17 protein-coding genes are annotated in these 18,939 nt (G+C 65.1%); all 17 read right to left on the bottom strand.

Features of this window, described 5'->3' with window-relative positions; all coding sequences use genetic code 11:
• Positions 1-19: 19 nt before the first annotated feature.
• The 17 genes from rpsQ to rpoB all read right to left on the bottom strand — a co-directional run bounded on the left by rpsQ (position 20) and on the right by rpoB (position 18,749).
• Complete coding sequence (gene rpsQ / locus ACWPKK_RS01940) at positions 20-274, bottom strand: 30S ribosomal protein S17 (RefSeq protein WP_042694099.1); 255 nt, start codon at positions 272-274, stop codon at positions 20-22.
• Between the two features lie 12 nt (positions 275-286).
• Positions 287-493: a 50S ribosomal protein L29 gene (rpmC, locus tag ACWPKK_RS01935; protein WP_012973213.1), complete on the bottom strand. Its 207-nt coding sequence runs from the start codon at positions 491-493 to the stop codon at positions 287-289.
• Positions 490-921 carry a 50S ribosomal protein L16 gene (gene rplP / locus ACWPKK_RS01930; RefSeq protein WP_012973212.1) on the bottom strand — a complete coding sequence of 144 codons (432 nt, stop codon included), beginning with the start codon at positions 919-921 and terminating at the stop codon, positions 490-492. Before rplP ends, rpmC begins: the two co-directional genes overlap by 4 nt.
• A gap of 12 nt (positions 922-933) precedes the next feature.
• The gene (gene rpsC, locus ACWPKK_RS01925; RefSeq protein WP_014246893.1) at positions 934-1,683 is read right to left on the bottom strand and encodes a 30S ribosomal protein S3; all 750 of its coding nucleotides are present in this window, start codon (positions 1,681-1,683) and stop codon (positions 934-936) included.
• Positions 1,683-2,078, bottom strand: a complete 396-nt coding sequence (rplV, locus tag ACWPKK_RS01920) for a 50S ribosomal protein L22 (protein ID WP_014246892.1) — start codon at positions 2,076-2,078, stop codon at positions 1,683-1,685. Before rplV ends, rpsC begins: the two co-directional genes overlap by 1 nt.
• A gap of 3 nt (positions 2,079-2,081) precedes the next feature.
• Complete coding sequence (gene rpsS, locus ACWPKK_RS01915) at positions 2,082-2,360, bottom strand: 30S ribosomal protein S19 (protein WP_012973209.1); 279 nt, start codon at positions 2,358-2,360, stop codon at positions 2,082-2,084.
• A gap of 12 nt (positions 2,361-2,372) precedes the next feature.
• On the bottom strand, positions 2,373-3,200 hold the full coding sequence (rplB, locus tag ACWPKK_RS01910) for a 50S ribosomal protein L2 (protein WP_012973208.1): 828 nt from the start codon (positions 3,198-3,200) through the stop codon (positions 2,373-2,375).
• A gap of 16 nt (positions 3,201-3,216) precedes the next feature.
• A complete protein-coding gene (locus tag ACWPKK_RS01905) occupies positions 3,217-3,534 on the bottom strand; it encodes a 50S ribosomal protein L23 (RefSeq protein WP_012973207.1) in 318 nt (105 codons plus the stop codon).
• Positions 3,531-4,151, bottom strand: coding sequence for a 50S ribosomal protein L4 (gene rplD / locus ACWPKK_RS01900; RefSeq protein WP_044549482.1), 621 nt, complete (start codon positions 4,149-4,151; stop codon positions 3,531-3,533). Before rplD ends, ACWPKK_RS01905 begins: the two co-directional genes overlap by 4 nt.
• A 5-nt stretch (positions 4,152-4,156) precedes the next feature.
• Positions 4,157-4,867: a 50S ribosomal protein L3 gene (gene rplC / locus ACWPKK_RS01895; RefSeq protein ID WP_044549480.1), complete on the bottom strand. Its 711-nt coding sequence runs from the start codon at positions 4,865-4,867 to the stop codon at positions 4,157-4,159.
• A 59-nt stretch (positions 4,868-4,926) separates the two neighbouring features.
• Positions 4,927-5,235, bottom strand: coding sequence for a 30S ribosomal protein S10 (gene rpsJ / locus ACWPKK_RS01890; RefSeq protein ID WP_012973204.1), 309 nt, complete (start codon positions 5,233-5,235; stop codon positions 4,927-4,929).
• Positions 5,236-5,773: 538 nt separating this feature from the next.
• Entirely contained in the window at positions 5,774-6,964 is a 1,191-nt protein-coding gene (gene tuf, locus ACWPKK_RS01885) for an elongation factor Tu (protein WP_014246875.1), read from the bottom strand.
• A gap of 38 nt (positions 6,965-7,002) precedes the next feature.
• The gene (fusA, locus tag ACWPKK_RS01880) at positions 7,003-9,075 is read right to left on the bottom strand and encodes an elongation factor G (protein ID WP_452000686.1); all 2,073 of its coding nucleotides are present in this window, start codon (positions 9,073-9,075) and stop codon (positions 7,003-7,005) included.
• Between the two features lie 27 nt (positions 9,076-9,102).
• Complete coding sequence (gene rpsG / locus ACWPKK_RS01875; RefSeq protein WP_012973202.1) at positions 9,103-9,573, bottom strand: 30S ribosomal protein S7; 471 nt, start codon at positions 9,571-9,573, stop codon at positions 9,103-9,105.
• A gap of 12 nt (positions 9,574-9,585) precedes the next feature.
• Positions 9,586-9,957, bottom strand: a complete 372-nt coding sequence (rpsL, locus tag ACWPKK_RS01870) for a 30S ribosomal protein S12 (RefSeq protein ID WP_012973201.1) — start codon at positions 9,955-9,957, stop codon at positions 9,586-9,588.
• 323 nt (positions 9,958-10,280) lie between these two features.
• Positions 10,281-14,453, bottom strand: a complete 4,173-nt coding sequence (rpoC, locus tag ACWPKK_RS01865; protein ID WP_324869607.1) for a DNA-directed RNA polymerase subunit beta' — start codon at positions 14,451-14,453, stop codon at positions 10,281-10,283.
• Positions 14,454-14,555: 102 nt separating this feature from the next.
• The gene (rpoB, locus tag ACWPKK_RS01860; RefSeq protein ID WP_324869606.1) at positions 14,556-18,749 is read right to left on the bottom strand and encodes a DNA-directed RNA polymerase subunit beta; all 4,194 of its coding nucleotides are present in this window, start codon (positions 18,747-18,749) and stop codon (positions 14,556-14,558) included.
• Positions 18,750-18,939 lie beyond the last annotated feature (190 nt).

Here is an 18,939-nt window from a genome sequence, read left to right as displayed (position 1 = left end):
TGTTTACGACCTTTCGTTATCACGCGGCGCCGCTGTCGGCGGCGGATTCCGTCACGACCGTCCAACGCTTGGACTTCGAGATCGGGCGGCATTCGATGATCGAAACGGTATCGCCGACCTTGAACTGGTTGCCCTCGTCGTGGGCGGCGTACTTCTTCGACTGACGAATGAACTTCTTGTACACGGGGTGCATGACACGACGCTCGACAAGAACCGTAACGGTCTTGTCGCACTTGTCGCTGACCACCGTGCCCTGCAGAACGCGGCGAGGCATGGATGATCCCCCTTACTTGCCGGCGTCGGCGGAGCGGGCACGCTCGCCGAGGATGGTCTTGATGCGGGCGATGTCGCGGCGCACCGTGTTCACCCGCGCGGTGTTCTCCAGCTGGCCGGAGGCCTTCTGGAAACGCAGGTTGAACTGTTCCTTCTTGAGCTGGAGGAGCTGATCGTTCAGCTCATCCGCGCTCTTCGTACGAATGTCTACGGCCTTCATGCCGCGGTCTCCTCGACACCGCCCAGGCGGGTCACCAGCTTCACCTTGATCGGCAGCTTCGCGGCCGCCAGAGCGAAGGCGGTTTTTGCCACATCTGCCGGCACGCCGTCCAGTTCAAACAGGATGCGGCCCGGCTTCACGCGAGCCGCCCAGTACTCCGGCGAACCCTTACCGGAACCCATGCGGACTTCGGCGGGCTTGGTGGAGACGGGGAGGTCCGGGAAAATGCGGATCCAGACGCGGCCCTGACGCTTCATCGCACGGGTGATCGCGCGGCGGGCCGCTTCGATCTGACGGGCGGTGATGCGCTCCGGCTCCAGGGCCTTCAGGCCGTAGGAGCCGAAATTCAGGGCGGTGCCGCCCTTGGCGTTGCCGTGGATGCGGCCCTTGTGGGCCTTACGGAATTTCGTGCGCTTGGGAGAAAGCATCGCTCGGCCCCTTTACTCGCGTTCGGAGCGCTCGGAGCGCTCGCGACGGTCGCGGCGATCGTGACGATCGCGGCGCGGCTCGCCGTCGGTCGACACCGGCTCGGAACCCATGCGCTTGTCCTGCGCCATCGGGTCGTGAGCCATGACCTCGCCCTTGAACACCCACACCTTGACACCGCAGGTGCCGTAGGTGGTCTTGGCGGTACCCACACCGTAGTCGATGTCGGCGCGCAGGGTGTGCAGCGGAACGCGGCCCTCGCGGTACCACTCCATGCGGGCGATTTCCGCACCGCCGAGACGACCCGAGCAGTTGATCCGGATGCCCTGGGCGCCCAGACGCATGGCGGACTGCACGGCGCGCTTCATGGCGCGACGAAATGCCACACGGCGCTCGAGCTGGCTGGCGATGTTCTCGGCGATGAGGCGAGCGTCGATCTCCGGCTTGCGGATCTCGACGATGTTCAGGCTCACCTCGCTGCCGGTCATCTTCGACAGCTCTTGACGCAGCTTCTCGATGTCCGCGCCCTTCTTGCCGATCACCACGCCCGGACGAGCCGAGTGGATGGTGATGCGGGCCTTCTTGGCCGGACGTTCGATGACGACGCGCGAGCAACCGGCCTGCTGCAGGCGACCCTGCAGATAGCCACGCAGCTTCAGGTCCTGGTGCAGCAGGTTGGCGTAGTCGCGCTTGGCGAACCAACGGCTGTCCCAGGTCCGGTTGATGCCGAGGCGCAGCCCGATCGGATTGATTTTCTGACCCATTACTCGGCCCCCTCGGCAACGGCGGCGTCACGCTCGCGAACGATGATCGTCAGGTTGCTGAACAGCTTCTCGACCCGGGCGCCGCGACCGCGGGCACGGGCGTGGAAGCGCTTCATCACCAGAGCGCGACCGACCGTCGCCGACGACACGTACAGACGGTCGACGTCGAGCTGGTGGTTGTTCTCGGCGTTCGCGATCGCGGCCTGCAGGACCTTCTTCACCTCGCCGGCGATGCGGCGCTTGGAGAAGGTCAGCTCGGCCACGGCGCGGCTGGCATCCATGTTCCGGATCAGCTGGGCGACGAGGTTGAGCTTCCGCGGGCTGGTGCGGATCATCGGATTGCGGGCCAGAGCCTCGTTCTCCGCGATCCGGCTGGGATTGGCAGACTTGCCCATGGCTTACTTCCTCTTCGCCTTCTTGTCCGCCGCGTGGCCATAGAAGGTCCGCGTCGGAGCGAACTCGCCGAACTTGTGACCGATCATGTGCTCGGTAACCAGAACCGGCAGGAACTTGTGGCCGTTGTAGACGCCGAACGTCAGACCGACGAACTGCGGCAGGATGGTCGAACGACGCGACCAGATCTTGATGATCTCGTTGCGGCCCGAAGCCCGGCTCTTGTCCGCCTTCTTCAGCAGATAGCCGTCGACGAACGGGCCCTTCCAAACGGAGCGTGCCATCGTTCGACCTCCTTACTTCGAATGACGGCGGCGCAGGATCAGGCCATCCGTCTTCTTGTTGTGACGAGTCTTCTTGCCCTTGGTCGGCTTGCCCCACGGCGTGACCGGATGACGGCCGCCCGAGGTACGACCCTCACCACCACCGTGCGGGTGGTCGATCGGGTTCATGGCGACGCCACGGACCGACGGACGCTTGCCCAGCCAGCGGTTGCGACCGGCCTTGCCCAGGTTGGTGTTCATCTGGTCCGGGTTGGACACGGCACCAAGGGTGGCCATGCACTCGCCGCGAACCATGCGCAGCTCGCCGGACGGCAGCTTCAGCTGGGCGTAGCCGCCGTCGCGGCCGACCAGCTGCAGGTAGGTACCGGCGGAACGAGCCACCTGACCACCCTTGCCGGCCTTCAGCTCGACGTTGTGCACGATCGAACCGACGGGGATGTTCTTCAGCGGCATGGCGTTGCCGGGCTTCACGTCGACGCGCTCGCCCGAGATCACCGTGTCGCCGACCTTCAGGCGCTGCGGCGCCAGGATGTAGGACAGGGTCCCATCCTGGTACTTGATCAGCGCGATGAAGGCCGTGCGGTTCGGATCATACTCGAGCCGCTCGACGGTGGCCGGAACGTCGAACTTGCGACGCTTGAAGTCCACCAGACGATAGGTACGCTTATGACCGCCACCCATACGGCGCGCAGTGATGCGGCCGGTGTTGTTGCGGCCACCAGACTTGGTCAGGCCCTCGGTGAGGGTCTTGACCGGCTTGCCCTTCCACAGCTCCGAGCGGTCAACGATGACCAGCTGGCGGAGCGACGGCGTAATCGGGCGGTATTGCTTCAGAGCCATCGGATCACACTCCCGCTCAGATGCCCGTGGTCACGTCGATCTTGTTACCCTCGGCGAGGGTGACGACGGCCTTCTTGAAGTCCGAGCGACGGCCGATGGTGCCGCGGAACCGCTTGGTCTTGCCCTTGGAAACCAGGGTGTTGACCGCGGTCACCTTGACGTTGAAGAGACCTTCAACGGCGGCCTTGATCTCCGGCTTGGAGGCCGTGAGCGGCACGCGGAACGTGACCTGGTTGTGCTCCGACACCAACGTCGACTTCTCGGTGATGACGGGAGCGAGGATCAGGTCGTACATCCGCTCCTGGCTCACCGCAGGTTTCGACTGCTTGCTCATTTCAGGCGAGCCTCCAGTTGCTCGACCGCGTTGCGGGTCAGGACCAGCGTGTCGCGGCGGAGAATGTCGTAGACGTTGGCGCCCTGCTCCGGCAGCACGTCGATCAGCGGGATGTTGCGCGAAGCCTTGGCGAAGTTCTCGTCCAGGTTCGAGCCATCGATGATCAGCGCGGACGTAAGGCCGAGGGTGGCCAGACGGGCGGCCAGTTCCTTGGTCTTGTGAGTCTCGGCAGCGGCAGCCTCGAGAACGATCAGCTTGCCCTCGGCGGCCTTGGCCGACAGGGCAGTCTTGAGCGCCAGCTTGCGGACCTTCTTCGTCAGGTCGTGGGCGTGCGAACGCACCACCGGCCCGAAGATGGTCGCACCGCCGCGGAACTGCGGCGAACGGATGGAGCCCTGGCGAGCGCGACCGGTGCCCTTCTGCGAGTAGGGCTTCTTGGTCGTGCCGCTGATCTCGCTGATGCCCTTGGTCTTGTGGTTACCGGAGCGGCGCTTGGCCAGCTGCCAGTTCACCATGCGGGCCAGCAGGTCGGTGCGGGTCGGCAGGCCGAACACGGCATCCGACAGCTCGATCTCGCCGACGGCTTCGTTGTTCAGGTTCTTGATCGTGGCCTTCATGGCGCTCACTCCTGCGTCTCGGCCGGGGCTTCCGCCGCCGGAGCAGACTTGATGCCGGCCGGGAAGGGCAGGCCTTCCGGAGCCTTCTTCTTGACGGCGTCACGGATGCGCAGCCAACCGCCCTCGGCGCCGGGGACGGCACCCTTGAGCATGATCAGACCACGAGCTTCGTCGACGGCGACGACCTGAAGGTTCAGGACCGTAACCCGCTCGTCACCGAGATGACCGGCCATCTTCTTGTTCTTGAAGACCTTACCGGGGTCCTGACGGTTACCCGTCGAACCGTGCGAACGGTGCGACACCGACACGCCGTGCGTGGCGCGCAGACCACCGAAGTTCCAGCGCTTCATCGCACCGGCAAAGCCCTTGCCGATGGAGGTGCCGGTGACGTCGACGTACTGGCCGGCGACGAAGTGGGCGGCCGAGAGCTCGGCGCCAACCTCGATCAGGGCATCGGCATCGACGCGGAACTCGACCAGCTTGCGCTTCGGTTCCACACGCGCCTTGGCGAAATGCCCACGCTCAGGCTTGTTGACGTTCTTGACCTTGATGGCGCCCGCGCCGAGCTGGACGGCGGTGTAGCCATCCTTTTCCTCGGTGCGAACGGCGACGACCTGGCAGCTGTCGACTTTCAGCACAGTGACCGGAACATGCTGGCCGTCGTCCGTGAAGACGCGGGTCATGCCGACCTTCTGCGCGATCAAACCGGATCGCATTGTTCTTTATCTCCTGACCAGGGACGTCCGTGAGTGGAGAGGTCCCTTACCAACCAAAATCAGAGCTTGATCTCGACGTCGACGCCGGCGGCGAGGTCGAGCTTCATCAGCGCATCCACGGTCTGCGGCGTCGGATCGACGATGTCGAGCAGGCGCTTGTGGGTGCGGATCTCGAACTGCTCACGCGACTTCTTGTCGATGTGCGGCGAGCGGTTCACGGTGAACTTTTCGATGTGCGTCGGCAGGGGGATCGGGCCCCGCACGCGCGCGCCGGTCCGCTTGGCGGTGTTGACGATCTCGCTGGTCGACTGGTCGAGCACGCGATGATCGAACGCCTTCAGACGGATGCGGATGTTCTGGCTGTCCATGTCCAAACGTCCCTTGCACCTTCTAGCGATGACGCGGACGCGTCACCGGAACTCCACGAGCTGCTTTGGGGCTTCGCCGACAGCGCAAGGCCGCGCGCCGAACCTCCCAAGCGGGGCCGACGGGCGACACTGTGACCGATGCGACGGGCCGATACGAAAAAGAACATCCCCCGCGGCGGATGCGCGAAGGGGATGTTCCGTTCAGCAGACGGCGCGCCCCCGTGGAGGCGCGCCGTGCCGTTCGTCTCGGGCTGCGTCTAGGCCGAAGCTGCCTACCACCAACCCAAAATCCAGAGGGCGTAATCTCTAGGCGTTCAGCGCCCGCGTGTCAATCCTGAATCTCCCCCGGATCGGAGGAAGCTGGATCGACAGGCGGACGGTTCCGAACACCGACGCCCGATGGCTAGAACCGGGCGGGTCGCCCTGCCTGCTTTCGCGGGGGAAGACGACCCGTCTCTTGCAACCGGCGGCGGGATCGCTCCCGCCGCCCTATCCTGCCCGCTTCGGCGACCACCTTGCGGCGGCTGCCGGACGGTCATCACTCGACGATCTTGGCAACGACGCCGGCGCCGACGGTACGGCCGCCTTCGCGGATGGCGAAGCGCAGGCCTTCGTCCATGGCGATCGGGGCGATCAGAGCCACTTCCATGGCGACGTTGTCACCCGGCATCACCATCTCGACGCCTTCCGGCAGCGAGACCATGCCCGTCACGTCCGTCGTACGGAAGTAGAACTGCGGACGGTAGTTGGTGAAGAACGGAGTGTGGCGGCCGCCCTCTTCCTTCGTCAGGATGTAGGCTTCGGCCTTGAACTTGGTGTGCGGGGTGATCGAACCCGGCTTGGCCAGAACCTGGCCGCGCTCGACGTCCTCGCGCTTGGTGCCGCGCAGCAGCGCGCCGATGTTGTCGCCGGCCTCACCCGAGTCGAGCAGCTTGCGGAACATCTCGACGCCGGTGACCGTCGTCTTCACCGTGGCCTTCAGGCCGACGATCTCGACTTCGTCACCAACCTTCACGATGCCGCGCTCGACACGGCCGGTCACCACGGTGCCGCGGCCCGAGATCGAGAACACGTCTTCGATCGGCATCAGGAACGGACGGTCCTTCGGACGCTCCGGCTGCGGGATGTACTCGTCGACCGTCTTCATCAGCGCCAGCACGGCGTCGCGGCCGATCTCCGGCTGACGGTCTTCCAGGGCGCACAGAGCCGAGCCCTTGGTGATCGGAATGTCGTCGCCCGGGAACTGGTAGGAGGACAGCAGCTCGCGAACTTCCAGCTCGACCAGCTCCAGCAGCTCCGGATCGTCGACCATGTCGACCTTGTTCATGAACACCACCAGCGCCGGAACGCCGACCTGGCGCGCCAGCAGGATGTGCTCGCGGGTCTGCGGCATCGGGCCGTCGGCGGCCGACACGACCAGGATCGCGCCGTCCATCTGGGCAGCGCCCGTGATCATGTTCTTCACGTAGTCGGCGTGGCCCGGGCAGTCGACGTGCGCGTAGTGGCGGTTGGTCGTCTCGTACTCGACGTGGGCGGTCGAGATCGTGATGCCGCGCGCCTTCTCTTCCGGCGCCTTGTCGATCTGGTCGTAAGCGGTGAAGGTGGCGCCGCCGGACTCCGCCAGCACCTTCGTGATCGCCGCCGTCAGCGACGTCTTGCCGTGGTCGACGTGGCCGATCGTGCCAACGTTGCAGTGCGGCTTGTTCCGCTCGAACTTTGCCTTGGCCATGGGTTGGTCTCTCCGTTTCTCAATCGTTCCAGCGGTCTTCAGGCCACCTTGGCGCGGACGCCGTCCGCGATGGCCTGTGGCACCGGCTCATAATGGTCGAACTGCATGCTGTACTGCGCGCGGCCCTGACTCATGGAGCGCAGGGAATTCACATAGCCGAACATGGCCGCCAAGGGAACCAGTCCCGTGACGATTCGCGCGTTGCCGCGCTGGTCCATGCCGGTGATCTGTCCACGGCGACCGTTCAGGTCGCCGATGACGTCGCCCATATAGTCGTCCGGCGTGATGATTTCGAGCCGCATCAGCGGTTCCAACAGCGCCGGAGCGGCTTTTGTCATGGCCTCGCGGAAGGCGGTCCGCGCCGCCAGTTCGAAGGCAAGCGGCGAGGAATCGACGTCGTGGGCCTCGCCGCCGACCAGCGTCACCTTCACGTCGACGACCGGGTACCCGGCGACGACGCCGCTGCCCTTGGCGGCTTCCAGCCCCCGCTGAACGCCGGCGACGTAGTCGCGCGACAGGGCGGCTGCGCGGTTCTCGAAGACAAAACCGGCGCCGCGGTCCAGGGATTCCACCTTGAGCGTCACCCGCGCGAACTGCGCACGATCTCCAGTCTGGCGGGCGTGGGTGTGATCCACCTCCGCCGTGCGCAGCACCGTCTCACGATAGGCCACCTTCGGTGCGCCGACGGAGGCGTCGACGCGGAACTCGCGCTTCATCCGGTCGACGACGATGTCGAGGTGCAGTTCGCCCATGCCGCGGATGACGGTCTGCCCGCTCTCGCGGTCGATGGACACGCGCATCGACGGGTCTTCATGGCCCAGCCGGTTCAGCGCCGCCGCCATCTTCTCCTGGTCCGCCTCGGTCCGCGGCTCGACCACGATTTCGATCACGGGCTCGGGGACGTCCAGCCGTTCCAGCACGATGGGCTTGGCAGGATCGCACAGCGTGTCGCCGGTCGCGGTGTGCTCCAGGCCGGCGAAAGCCACGATGTCGCCGGTGTGGGCGCGCTCGATGTCCTCGCGGCTGTTGGCGTGCATCAGCAGCATGCGGCCGATCTTCTCGCGCTCACCCTTGACCGGGTTGAGCATCCAATCGCCGACGGACGCAGTGCCGGAATAGATGCGGCAGAAGGTGAGCGTCCCGACATAGGGGTCGTTCATCACCTTGAAGGCCAGACCGGAGAAGGGGGCGCTGTCGTTGGCCGCGCGCTCTTCATTGCGGTCGCCATTGATGGCATGACCCTTGACCGCTCCGATGTCGTTCGGTGCGGGCAGGTAATCGACCACTGCGTCCAGCATCGGCTGGATGCCCTTGTTGCGGAAGGCGGAGCCGCAGAGCACAGGGACAACCGCATTGGAGATCGTGCCCTTGCGGATCAGCGCGCGCAGGGCGTCGGGCGCAGGCTCCTCGCCCCGCTCCAGATAGGCGGCCATTGCCGCCTCGTCGAGGTCGAGCACGGCCTCCAGCAGCGCCTGACGGGCGCTTGCGGCAGCTTCGGCAAGATCCTCGGGAATGTCGGTGTGTTCGAACTCGGCGCCGAGCGTCTCGGCCTTCCAGATCGTGGCGCGCATGGCGACCAGATCGACGATGCCGGAAAAGGTCGCTTCGACACCGATGGGCAACTGCAGGACCAGCGGCTTTACGCCAAGCCGGTCAGCCATCATCACGACACAGCGGTCGAAATCCGCGCCGACGCGGTCCATCTTGTTGACGAATGCCATGCGCGGCACGCCGTACTTGTCGGCCTGCCGCCACACGGTTTCCGTCTGGGGCTCGACCCCCGCAACCGCGTCGAAGATGGCAACGGCGCCATCCAGGACACGCAAGGACCGCTCGACCTCGATGGTGAAATCCACGTGGCCGGGCGTGTCGATGATGTTGATGCGGTGGTCGCGCCAGAAACAGGTCGTTGCCGCCGAGGTGATGGTGATGCCCCGTTCCTGCTCCTGTTCCATCCAGTCCATGACGGCGGTGCCGTCATTGACCTCGCCCATGCGATAGGACTTGCCGGTATAGAACAGGATGCGCTCGGTCGTCGTCGTCTTGCCGGCATCGATGTGAGCCATGATGCCGATGTTGCGGTAACGGTCGAGGGCGTGCGAACGGGGCATGCAAAATCACCAGGACAGGCGTGAACCTTACCAGCGGTAGTGCGAGAACGCCTTGTTGGCTTCCGCCATCCGGTGCGTATCTTCGCGCTTCTTCACGGCGGTGCCGCGCTGGCTGGCAGCATCGAGCAGCTCACCCGACAGACGCTCGGTCATGGTGTTTTCCGAGCGAGCGCGGGCGGCGCTGATCAGCCAACGGATGGCGAGAGCCTGGGCGCGGTCCGAGCGGACCTCGACCGGAACCTGATAGGTCGCACCACCGACGCGGCGGCTGCGCACTTCCAGGTGCGGCTTCACGTTGGCGAGGGCATCGTGGAAGACCTGAACGGGGTCGTTCTTGGTCTTGACCTCGATACGGCCCAGCGCACCGTAGACGATGCCTTCGGCGGCCGACTTCTTGCCGTCCAGCATCAGGCAGTTCATGAACTTCGTCAGGACGCGGTCGCCGTACTTGGCGTCCGGCAGGACTTCACGCTTCTCGGCGCGATGACGACGGGACATCGTGAGTTCTCCTTACTTCGGACGCTTCGCGCCGTACTTCGAACGGCGCTGCTTACGATCCTTGACGCCCTGGGTATCCAGCGTGCCGCGAATGATGTGGTAGCGAACGCCGGGAAGATCCTTCACACGACCGCCGCGGATCATGACCACCGAGTGTTCCTGGAGGTTGTGGCCCTCACCAGGGATGTAGCTCGTCACCTCGAAGCCGTTCGTCAGACGAACGCGGGCGACCTTACGGAGCGCCGAGTTCGGCTTCTTCGGGGTGGTGGTGTAAACGCGAGTGCAGACGCCACGCTTCTGCGGGCAGGCCTCCATCGCGGGAACCTTGTTGCGCGCGGCCAACGGCTCGCGCGGCTTACGGATCAACTGGTTGATCGTCGGCATATCTGCCCTTCATCCCTTCAAGATCACTCGGCCGGACGAGCCGGACGAAGCAAAAGCCCGCCTGCGAAACGTTGCCGTTCCGAGCGGGCTGAATGAGCGAAAGCCGACCGGAGGACTCCGATCGGCGGGATCGGTGGATTCAAGCGGACGCACGGAGAGCCCCGGCGTCCTTTGAAGTTCGCGGACTTTAGGGAAAGGCATGGAGAGAGTCAAGGACGGTATTTCCCGATTGGAGCCGTACCGATGCCCCCCGTGCTGCCCAATGAAAAAGGGCGCGTCCCTTGCGGAACGCGCCCCCTCCCCTACTCACCAGCCCCGTCGGATCAGGCCGCGGAGCTTTCCTCGCCCGGGGTCGGCAGGGCCGGAGTTTCCTCCGGAGCGCCGGCTTCCAGGGCCGCTTCACGATCACGCTCGGCGGCGATCAGCTTCAGGCGGTTCACCACGGAGCCCGTGCCGGCCGGGATCAGACGGCCGACGATGACGTTCTCCTTCAGGCCTTCCAGGTTGTCGACCTTGCCGCCGACGGCCGCTTCCGTGAGGACGCGGGTGGTTTCCTGGAACGACGCGGCCGAGATGAAGGACCGCGTCTGCAGGCTGGCCTTGGTGATGCCCTGGAGAACCGGATGGCCGTGGGCCGGCTGAAGGCCCTCGGCGACCGTCTTCTCGTTCTCCTCGTCGAACTCCTGACGGTCGACCTGCTCGCCCACCAGGAAGGTGGTCTCGCCGGCGTCGGTGATCTCGACCTTCTGCAGCATCTGGCGAACGATCACCTCGATGTGCTTGTCGTTGATCTTCACGCCCTGCAGTCGATAGACGTCCTGGATTTCGTTGATCAGGTAGTCGGCCAAGGCCTCCACGCCCATCACCGCCAGGATGTCGTGCGGCACCGGGTTGCCGTCCATCAGCAGATCGCCGCGCTCGACGTAATCGCCTTCCTGCACGGAGATGTGCTTGCCCTTCGGGATCAGATACTCCTTCTCGTCACCGCTCTCGTCATTGCGGACGACGATGCGGCGCTTGGTCTTGTAATCCTTACCGAATTCGACGCGGCCGCTCATTTCCGAGATGATGGCGAAGTCCTTCGGACGACGCGCCTCGAACAGTTCGGCCACGCGCGGCAGACCGCCGGTGATGTCGCGGGTCTTGGACGACTCGCGCGGGATACGCGCCAGCACGTCGCCGGCCCGGACCTCGGCACCGTTCTCCACCGACAGGATAGCGTCCACCGACATGAAGTAGCGGGCTTCCAGGCCGTTCGGCAGGGTGATCAGCTCGCCGCGGTCGTCCACCAGCGCGATGCGCGGCTTCAGATCGGCACCACGCGGCTGCTGGCGCCAGTCGACGACCACCTTGGAGCTGATGCCCGTCGCCTCGTCCATCACCTCGCGCATGGAGATACCCTCCACGAGGTCGATGTAGCGGGCGGTACCGGCACGCTCCGTGATGATCGGCAGGGTGTAGGGGTCCCACTCGGCCAGCTTGGCGCCGCGCTCGACCTTCACGCCCTCGTCCGCCAGCAGCTTGGCACCATACGGCACGCGGTGACGCGCCCGTTCGCGGCCCTGGTCATCGAGCAGGATGACTTCGGTGCTGCGGCCCATGACCACCGGGATGCCGGAGGAGTTCATGACGACGTTGCGGTTGTTGATCCGCACGGTCGCGTCGAACGCCGCCTCGATCTGGCTCTGCTCCGCACCGCGCTGCGCCGCACCACCGATGTGGAAGGTACGCATCGTCAGCTGGGTGCCCGGCTCGCCGATCGACTGCGCCGCGATGACGCCGACCGCCTCGCCGGTGTTGACCAGCGTGCCGCGGGCCAGATCACGGCCGTAGCACTTGGCGCAGACGCCGTCGCGAGTCTCGCAGGTCAGGACCGAGCGGATCTTGACCGAGTCGATGCCCGAGCGCTCGATGCGGTCGACCGTCGGCTCGTCGATCAGCCCGCCGTCCTCGACGAGCAGCTCGCCGTTCAGCGGGTCGATCACGTCGCCGACCACGGTGCGGCCGAGTATGCGATCGCCCAGCGGGCTGATCACTTCGCCGCCGTCGATCACCGCCTTGACGGTGATGCCGCGCTCGGTGCCGCAATCATGCTCGACGATGATGGCGTCCTGCGCCACGTCGACCAGACGACGGGTCAGGTAACCGGAGTTCGCCGTCTTCAAGGCGGTGTCGGCCAGACCCTTGCGGGCGCCGTGGGTGGAGTTGAAGTACTCCAGCACGGTCAGGCCTTCCTTGAAGTTCGAGATGATCGGCGTCTCGATGATCTCGCCCGACGGCTTGGCCATCAGGCCGCGCATGCCGGCCAGCTGACGGATCTGCGCGGCGGAACCACGCGCGCCGGAGTGGGCCATCATGTACACCGAGTTGACCGGCTTGCCGGCTTCGGTGGTCGAGATCGCCTTCATCATCTCGGAGGCGACCTTTTCGGTGCATTCCGACCAGACGTCGACGACCTTGTTGTACTTCTCGCCCTGGGTGATGAGACCGTCGAGATACTGCTGCTCGAACTCCTTCACCCGCTCCTTCGACTCGTTGACCAGCTTCTCCTTGGCGGCGGGGATGACCATGTCGTCCTTGCCGAAGGAAATGCCGGCGCGGCAGGCGTGGCCGAAGCCAAGCTTCATCAGGCGATCGGCGAAGATCACCGTCTCCTTCTGACCGCAGTGGCGGTAGACGGCGTCGATGACGTTGCCGACGTCCTTCTTGGTGAGGACGCGGTTGATCAGCGAGAACGGCACCTTGGGGTGACGCGGCAGCAGCTCCGACAGCAGCATGCGGCCCGGCGTCGTCTCGACGATGCTGATCAGCTCGTTGCCTTCGTCGTCCACACCGACGTAGCGCGCCTTGATCTTCGCATGGATCGACAGGACCTTGGCGTTCAGTGCCTGCTCGATCTCCGAGACGTTGGCGAACACCATGCCCTCGCCCTTCTCGCTCGGGCGGTCCATGGAGATGTAGTAGATGCCGAGGACGATGTCCTGCGACGGCACGATGATCGGCTTGCCGTTGGCGGGCGACAGGATGTTGTTGGTCGACATCATCAGGACGCGCGCTTCCAGCTGGGCCTCGAGGCTCAGCGGGACGTGCACGGCCATCTGGTCGCCGTCGAAGTCGGCGTTGAAGGCCGTGCAGACCAGCGGGTGCAGCTGGATCGCCTTGCCTTCGATCAGCGTCGGCTCGAACGCCTGGATGCCGAGACGGTGCAGCGTCGGCGCACGGTTCAGCATCACCGGATGCTCGCGGATGACCTCTTCAAGGATGTCCCACACCTCGGGACGTTCCTTTTCCACCATCCGCTTGGCGGCCTTGATGGTGGAGGCCAGACCGTACAGCTCCAGCTTGGCGTAGATGAAGGGCTTGAACAGCTCCAGCGCCATCTTCTTCGGCAGGCCGCACTGGTGCAGCTTCAGTTCCGGACCGACGACGATGACCGAACGGCCCGAGTAGTCGACGCGCTTGCCGAGCAGGTTCTGACGGAAGCGGCCCTGCTTGCCCTTCAGCATGTCGGACAGCGACTTCAGCGGACGCTTGTTGGCGCCGGTGATGACGCGGCCACGGCGGCCGTTGTCGAACAGAGCGTCGACGGCCTCCTGCAGCATGCGCTTCTCGTTGCGGACGATGATGTCCGGCGCCTTCAGCTCGATCAGCCGCTTCAGACGGTTGTTGCGGTTGATGACGCGGCGGTACAGGTCGTTCAGATCGGACGTGGCGAAGCGGCCGCCATCCAGCGGGACCAGCGGACGCAGTTCGGGCGGGATCACCGGAATGACTTCCAGGATCATCCACTCCGGACGCGACTGCGAAGCCAGGAAGGCGTCGATCAGCTTCAGGCGCTTGACCAGCTTCTTGCGCTTGGCTTCGGAGTTGGTGTCGCGCAGATCCTCACGGCAGCGCTTCTTCTCCTCGTCGAGGTCGAGCGCGGACAGCATGATGCGCAGCGCTTCGGCACCGATCGACGCGGTGAAGGCATCCTCGCCGTACTCGTCCTGGGCGTTCAGGTACTCTTCCTCGTTCAGCAGCGAATGCAGCTTCAGCGGGGTGAGGCCCGGCTCGATGACGACGTAGTTTTCGAAATAGAGGATGCGCTCCAGATCCTTGAGCGTCATGTCGAGCAGCAGACCGATGCGGCTCGGCAGCGACTTCAGGAACCAGATATGCGCGACGGGGGAAGCCAGCTCGATGTGGCCCATGCGCTCGCGCCGGACCTTCGACAGCGTGACCTCGACGCCGCACTTCTCGCAGATGATGCCGCGATACTTCATGCGCTTGTACTTGCCGCACAAGCACTCGTAATCCTTGATCGGGCCGAAGATGCGGGCGCAGAACAGGCCGTCGCGCTCCGGCTTGAAGGTGCGGTAGTTGATGGTTTCCGGCTTCTTGATCTCGCCGTAGGACCAGGACCGGATCCGCTCTGGGCTCGCGATCTGGATGCGGATCTGATCGAAGCTCTGCGGCCCCTGGACCTGGCCGAAAATGTTCATCAACTCATTCATGACCGTCTCCCGCTGGCATCGCCGCGTTGTCGGTTAAGGGCAGTGCATGACCCCGGAACGGCGCGAACGCACCGTTCCGGGGTTTGGTCACGTCAAATCGGCTCAGTAGGACCGCTGGTTCAGTTCGACGTTCAGGCCGAGCGAGCGCAGCTCCTTGACCAGCACGTTGAACGACTCCGGAATGCCGGCCTCGAAGTTGTCGTCGCCGCGGACGATGGCCTCGTAGACCTTGGTGCGGCCGGACACGTCGTCCGACTTCACCGTCAGCATTTCCTGCAGCGTGTAGGCGGCGCCGTAGGCTTCGAGCGCCCAGACCTCCATCTCACCGAAGCGCTGACCGCCGAACTGGGCCTTGCCGCCCAGCGGCTGCTGCGTGACCAGCGAGTAGGGACCGATCGACCGGGCGTGGATCTTGTCGTCCACCAGGTGGTGCAGCTTCAGCATGTAGATGTAGCCGACGGTGACCTTGCGATCGAAGGTCTCGCCGGTGCGGCCGTCCACCAGCGTCGACTGGCCCGACCGGTCGAAACCGGCACGCTCCAGATGGACGCAGATGTCCTCCTCGCGGGCGCCGTCGAAGACCGGCGTCGCGAAGGGCACGCCCTTGCGCAGGTTGCCGCCCAGTTCCAGCAGCTCGCCGTCGGTCATGTCGGCGATGTCCTCGTTGTAGGTCACCTCGCCGTACGCCGACTTCAGCGTGCTGCGCAGGGCCTCCAACTGGGGAGCGCCTTCCGCCTTCTGGCGGATCGCCAGACGGTACTGGTCGACCGCACGGCCGATCTGCTTGCCGAGACCCGAGGCCGCCCACCCGAGGTGGGTTTCCAGGATCTGACCGACGTTCATGCGCGACGGCACGCCCAGCGGGTTCAGCACCAGATCGACGGGCGTGCCGTCTTCCAGGTAGGGCATGTCCTCCTGCGGGATGATGCGCGAGACGACACCCTTGTTGCCGTGACGGCCGGCCATCTTGTCGCCCGGCTGCAGCTTGCGCTTCACCGCGACGAAGACCTTGACCATCTTCATGACGCCCGGCGGCAGCTCGTCACCGCGCTGCAGCTTGTCGACCTTGTTCTCGAAGCGGTCCTGCAGGGCCTTGATCGAGTCGTCGAACACCTTGGCCAGGTTTTCGACGGTCTCCATCACCTGCTCGTCGGCGATGGCGATCTGGCGCCACAGGCCCTTCGACAGGCCGGCCAGCACCTCGTCGGTCAGGACGGTGCCACCCTTCATGCCCTTCGGACCGGACTGCGCGGTCTGGCCGATCAGCACTTCCTTCAGGCGGGTGTAGAAGCTGCGCTCCAGGATGCCGCGCTCGTCGTCGCGGTCCTTGGCCAGCTTCTCGATCTCGGCACGTTCGATCGCCAGGGCGCGCTCGTCCTTGTCGACGCCGCGGCGGCTGAACACGCGGACCTCGACGATGGTGCCGACCACACCCGGCGGCAGGCGCAGCGAGGTGTCGCGGACATCGGAAGCCTTCTCGCCGAAGATGGCGCGCAGCAGCTTCTCTTCCGGCGTCATCGGGCTTTCGCCCTTCGGCGTCACCTTGCCGACCAGGATGTCGCCCGGACGGACCTCGGCGCCGATGTAGACGATGCCGGCCTCGTCGAGGTTCTTCAGAGCTTCCTCACCCACGTTCGGAATGTCGCGGGTGATTTCCTCCTGGCCCAGCTTGGTGTCGCGGGCCATGACCTCGAACTCCTCGATATGGATCGAGGTGAAGACGTCGTCCTTGACGATGCGCTCGTTGATGAGGATCGAGTCCTCGAAGTTGTAGCCGTTCCACGGCATGAACGCGACGAGCACATTCCGGCCGAGCGCCAGCTCGCCGAGATCGGTCGACGGGCCGTCGGCCACGATGTCGCCGGCGTTCACCCGGTCGCCCACCTTCACCAGCGGACGCTGGGTGATGCAGGTGTTCTGGTTGGAACGCTGGAACTTCAGCAGGTTGTAGATGTCGACACCCGGCGCCGTGCTGTCCGAGCTATCGGTGGCACGGACGACGATGCGGGTGGCGTCGACCTGGTCGACGATGCCCGAACGCTTGGCGACGATGGTCACGCCGCTGTCGCGGGCGACGGTCGCCTCCATGCCCGTGCCGACCAGCGGCGCGTCCGCCTTCACCAGCGGCACCGCCTGACGCTGCATGTTGGAGCCCATCAGCGCGCGGTTGGCGTCGTCGTTCTCCAGGAACGGGATCAGCGCCGCGGCGACGGACACCAGCTGCTTCGGCGACACGTCGATCAGGTCGATCGCTTCCGGCCGGAACATCAGGTATTCACCGCCCTGGCGGCAGGACACCAGATCGGCGGCGAAGCTGTTGTCGGGGTTCAGCTCGGCGTTCGCTTGGGCGACGACGTAGCGGCCCTCCTCCATCGCCGACAGGTAGACCACCTCGTTGGTGACCTTGCCGTCGATGACCTTGCGGTAGGGGCTCTCGATGAAGCCGTACTGGTTCACGCGGGCGTAGGTCGCCAGCGAGTTGATCAGGCCGATGTTCGGACCTTCCGGCGTCTCAATCGGGCAGATGCGGCCGTAGTGCGTCGGGTGCACGTCGCGCACCTCGAAGCCGGCGCGCTCGCGGGTCAGACCGCCCGGGCCGAGAGCCGAGAGGCGACGCTTGTGCGTGATCTCGGACAGCGGGTTGGTCTGGTCCATGAACTGCGACAGCTGCGACGAGCCGAAGAACTCGCGCACGGCGGCGGCGGCCGGCTTGGCGTTGATCAGGTCGTGCGGCATCACCGTGTCGATCTCGACCGAGCTCATGCGCTCGCGGATCGCACGTTCCATGCGCAGCAGACCGACGCGGTACTGGTTCTCCATCAGCTCGCCGACAGAGCGGACGCGACGGTTGCCGAGATGGTCGATGTCGTCGATTTCGCCGCGGCCGTCCTTCAGGTTCACCAGAACCTTCAGGATCTCCAGGATGTCCTCCTTGCGGAGAACGCGCATCTGGTCGTCGGTCTGGAAGTTCAGGCGCGCGTTCATCTTGACGCGGCCGACGGCCGACAGGTCGTAGCGCTCGCTGTCGAAGAACAGGCCCGAGAACAGCGCCTCGGCCGATTCGAGGGTCGGCGGCTCGCCGGGACGCATGACGCGGTAGATGTCGATCAGCGCATCTTCGCGGCTGGCGTTGCGGTCCGCATTCATCGTGTTGCGGATGTAGGCGCCGACGTTCAGGTGGTCGATCGCCAGCACCGGCAGCTCGTCGACGCCGGTCTTCTCCAGCTTCTCCAGGTCGCTCGCCGACAGCTCGTCACCGGCTTCGAACAGGACTTCGCCCGTGCGCTCGTTGATGATGTCGACGGCGAGATAGCGGCCGGTCAGCTCCTCGGTGGAGACCTGCTGCTCGGTCAGGCCGGCCTCGACCAGCTTCTTGATGACGCGCGGGGTCATCTTGGTGCCGGCCTCGGCGACGATGGCGCCGGTGGCGGCATCGACCAGGTCCGACGCCAGCTTGACGCCCTTCATGCGCTCGGCGCTGAACGGGGTCTTCCAACCGCCGGCGGAGCGGCTGTAGGTGATGGTGTCGTAGAAGTAGTTGAGGATCTCTTCCTTCGACATGCCCTGCGCCTCGTAGGGCAGCAGGTCCTTGCGGTTCGCCTTGCGCTCGGTGCGCAGAGCCTCGGTCTCCGCGCCGTCCAGAGCGAACAGCAGCGTGGTGGCCGGCAGCTTGCGGCGGCGGTCGATGCGCACATAGACGAGATCCTTGGCGTCGAACTCGAAGTCGAGCCAAGAACCGCGGTAGGGGATGACGCGCGCGGCGAACAGATACTTGCCCGACGCGTGGGTCTTGCCCTTGTCATGGTCGAAGAAGACACCCGGGCTGCGGTGCATCTGGGAAACGATGACGCGCTCGGTGCCGTTGATGATGAAGGTGCCGTTGGCCGTCATCAGGGGCATGTCGCCCATGTAGACGTCCTGCTCCTTGATGTCGCGAATGGACCGGAGGCCGGTATCTTCCTCGACGTCGAACACGGACAGGCGCAGGGTGACCTTCAGCGGGGCGGCGAAGGTCATGCCGCGCTGCTGGCACTCCTCGACGTCGTACTTCGGCTGCTCAAGCTCGTACTTGACGAAATCCAGCACCGCGCGGTCGGAGAAGTCCTTGATCGGGAAGACCGACTTGAAGACTTCCTGCAGGCCCAGGTTCGCCCGCTTTTCCGGGGCGACGTCCATTTGCAGGAAGTGATCGTAGGAGCTGCGCTGCACCTCGATGAGGTTGGGCATCTGGGTGACTTCCGGGATGCGCCCGAAGCTCTTCCGAACACGTTTACGACCCGTAAAGGATTTGGCCATGGATGTCCCCAAACGTCTGTACGTGATGCGCGTTATACCGACCGTTCAACCGACCGCGGGATCAAGCCGACTGGTGTCGACCGGTCCCAAGGGCGCCCGCGCGGGCCATCCCCATGATGGGGACGGAAAGAGCCGGGCCGGGCGAGCCCGGTCCGGCGGAAGGCAGAAAACGCCGTGCGGCGGCAGGTCC

The sequence above is a fragment of the Azospirillum largimobile genome, assembly GCF_977007025.2.
Note: the sequence above shows the minus strand (reverse complement) of the source record. Positions and strands in the feature narration are given on the sequence as shown.

Coding starts and splice junctions, on each gene's coding strand:
- rpsQ (WP_042694099.1), bottom strand. CDS start 274: ATGCCTCGCCGCGTTCTGCAGGGCACGGTGGTCAGCGACAAGTGCGAC.
- rpmC (WP_012973213.1), bottom strand. CDS start 493: ATGAAGGCCGTAGACATTCGTACGAAGAGCGCGGATGAGCTGAACGAT.
- rplP (WP_012973212.1), bottom strand. CDS start 921: ATGCTTTCTCCCAAGCGCACGAAATTCCGTAAGGCCCACAAGGGCCGC.
- rpsC (WP_014246893.1), bottom strand. CDS start 1,683: ATGGGTCAGAAAATCAATCCGATCGGGCTGCGCCTCGGCATCAACCGG.
- rplV (WP_014246892.1), bottom strand. CDS start 2,078: ATGGGCAAGTCTGCCAATCCCAGCCGGATCGCGGAGAACGAGGCTCTG.
- rpsS (WP_012973209.1), bottom strand. CDS start 2,360: ATGGCACGCTCCGTTTGGAAGGGCCCGTTCGTCGACGGCTATCTGCTG.
- rplB (WP_012973208.1), bottom strand. CDS start 3,200: ATGGCTCTGAAGCAATACCGCCCGATTACGCCGTCGCTCCGCCAGCTG.
- ACWPKK_RS01905 (WP_012973207.1), bottom strand. CDS start 3,534: ATGAGCAAGCAGTCGAAACCTGCGGTGAGCCAGGAGCGGATGTACGAC.
- rplD (WP_044549482.1), bottom strand. CDS start 4,151: ATGAAGGCCACGATCAAGAACCTGAACAACGAAGCCGTCGGCGAGATC.
- rplC (WP_044549480.1), bottom strand. CDS start 4,867: ATGCGATCCGGTTTGATCGCGCAGAAGGTCGGCATGACCCGCGTCTTC.
- rpsJ (WP_012973204.1), bottom strand. CDS start 5,235: ATGGACAGCCAGAACATCCGCATCCGTCTGAAGGCGTTCGATCATCGC.
- tuf (WP_014246875.1), bottom strand. CDS start 6,964: ATGGCCAAGGCAAAGTTCGAGCGGAACAAGCCGCACTGCAACGTTGGC.
- fusA (WP_452000686.1), bottom strand. CDS start 9,075: ATGCCCCGTTCGCACGCCCTCGACCGTTACCGCAACATCGGCATCATG.
- rpsG (WP_012973202.1), bottom strand. CDS start 9,573: ATGTCCCGTCGTCATCGCGCCGAGAAGCGTGAAGTCCTGCCGGACGCC.
- rpsL (WP_012973201.1), bottom strand. CDS start 9,957: ATGCCGACGATCAACCAGTTGATCCGTAAGCCGCGCGAGCCGTTGGCC.
- rpoC (WP_324869607.1), bottom strand. CDS start 14,453: ATGAATGAGTTGATGAACATTTTCGGCCAGGTCCAGGGGCCGCAGAGC.
- rpoB (WP_324869606.1), bottom strand. CDS start 18,749: ATGGCCAAATCCTTTACGGGTCGTAAACGTGTTCGGAAGAGCTTCGGG.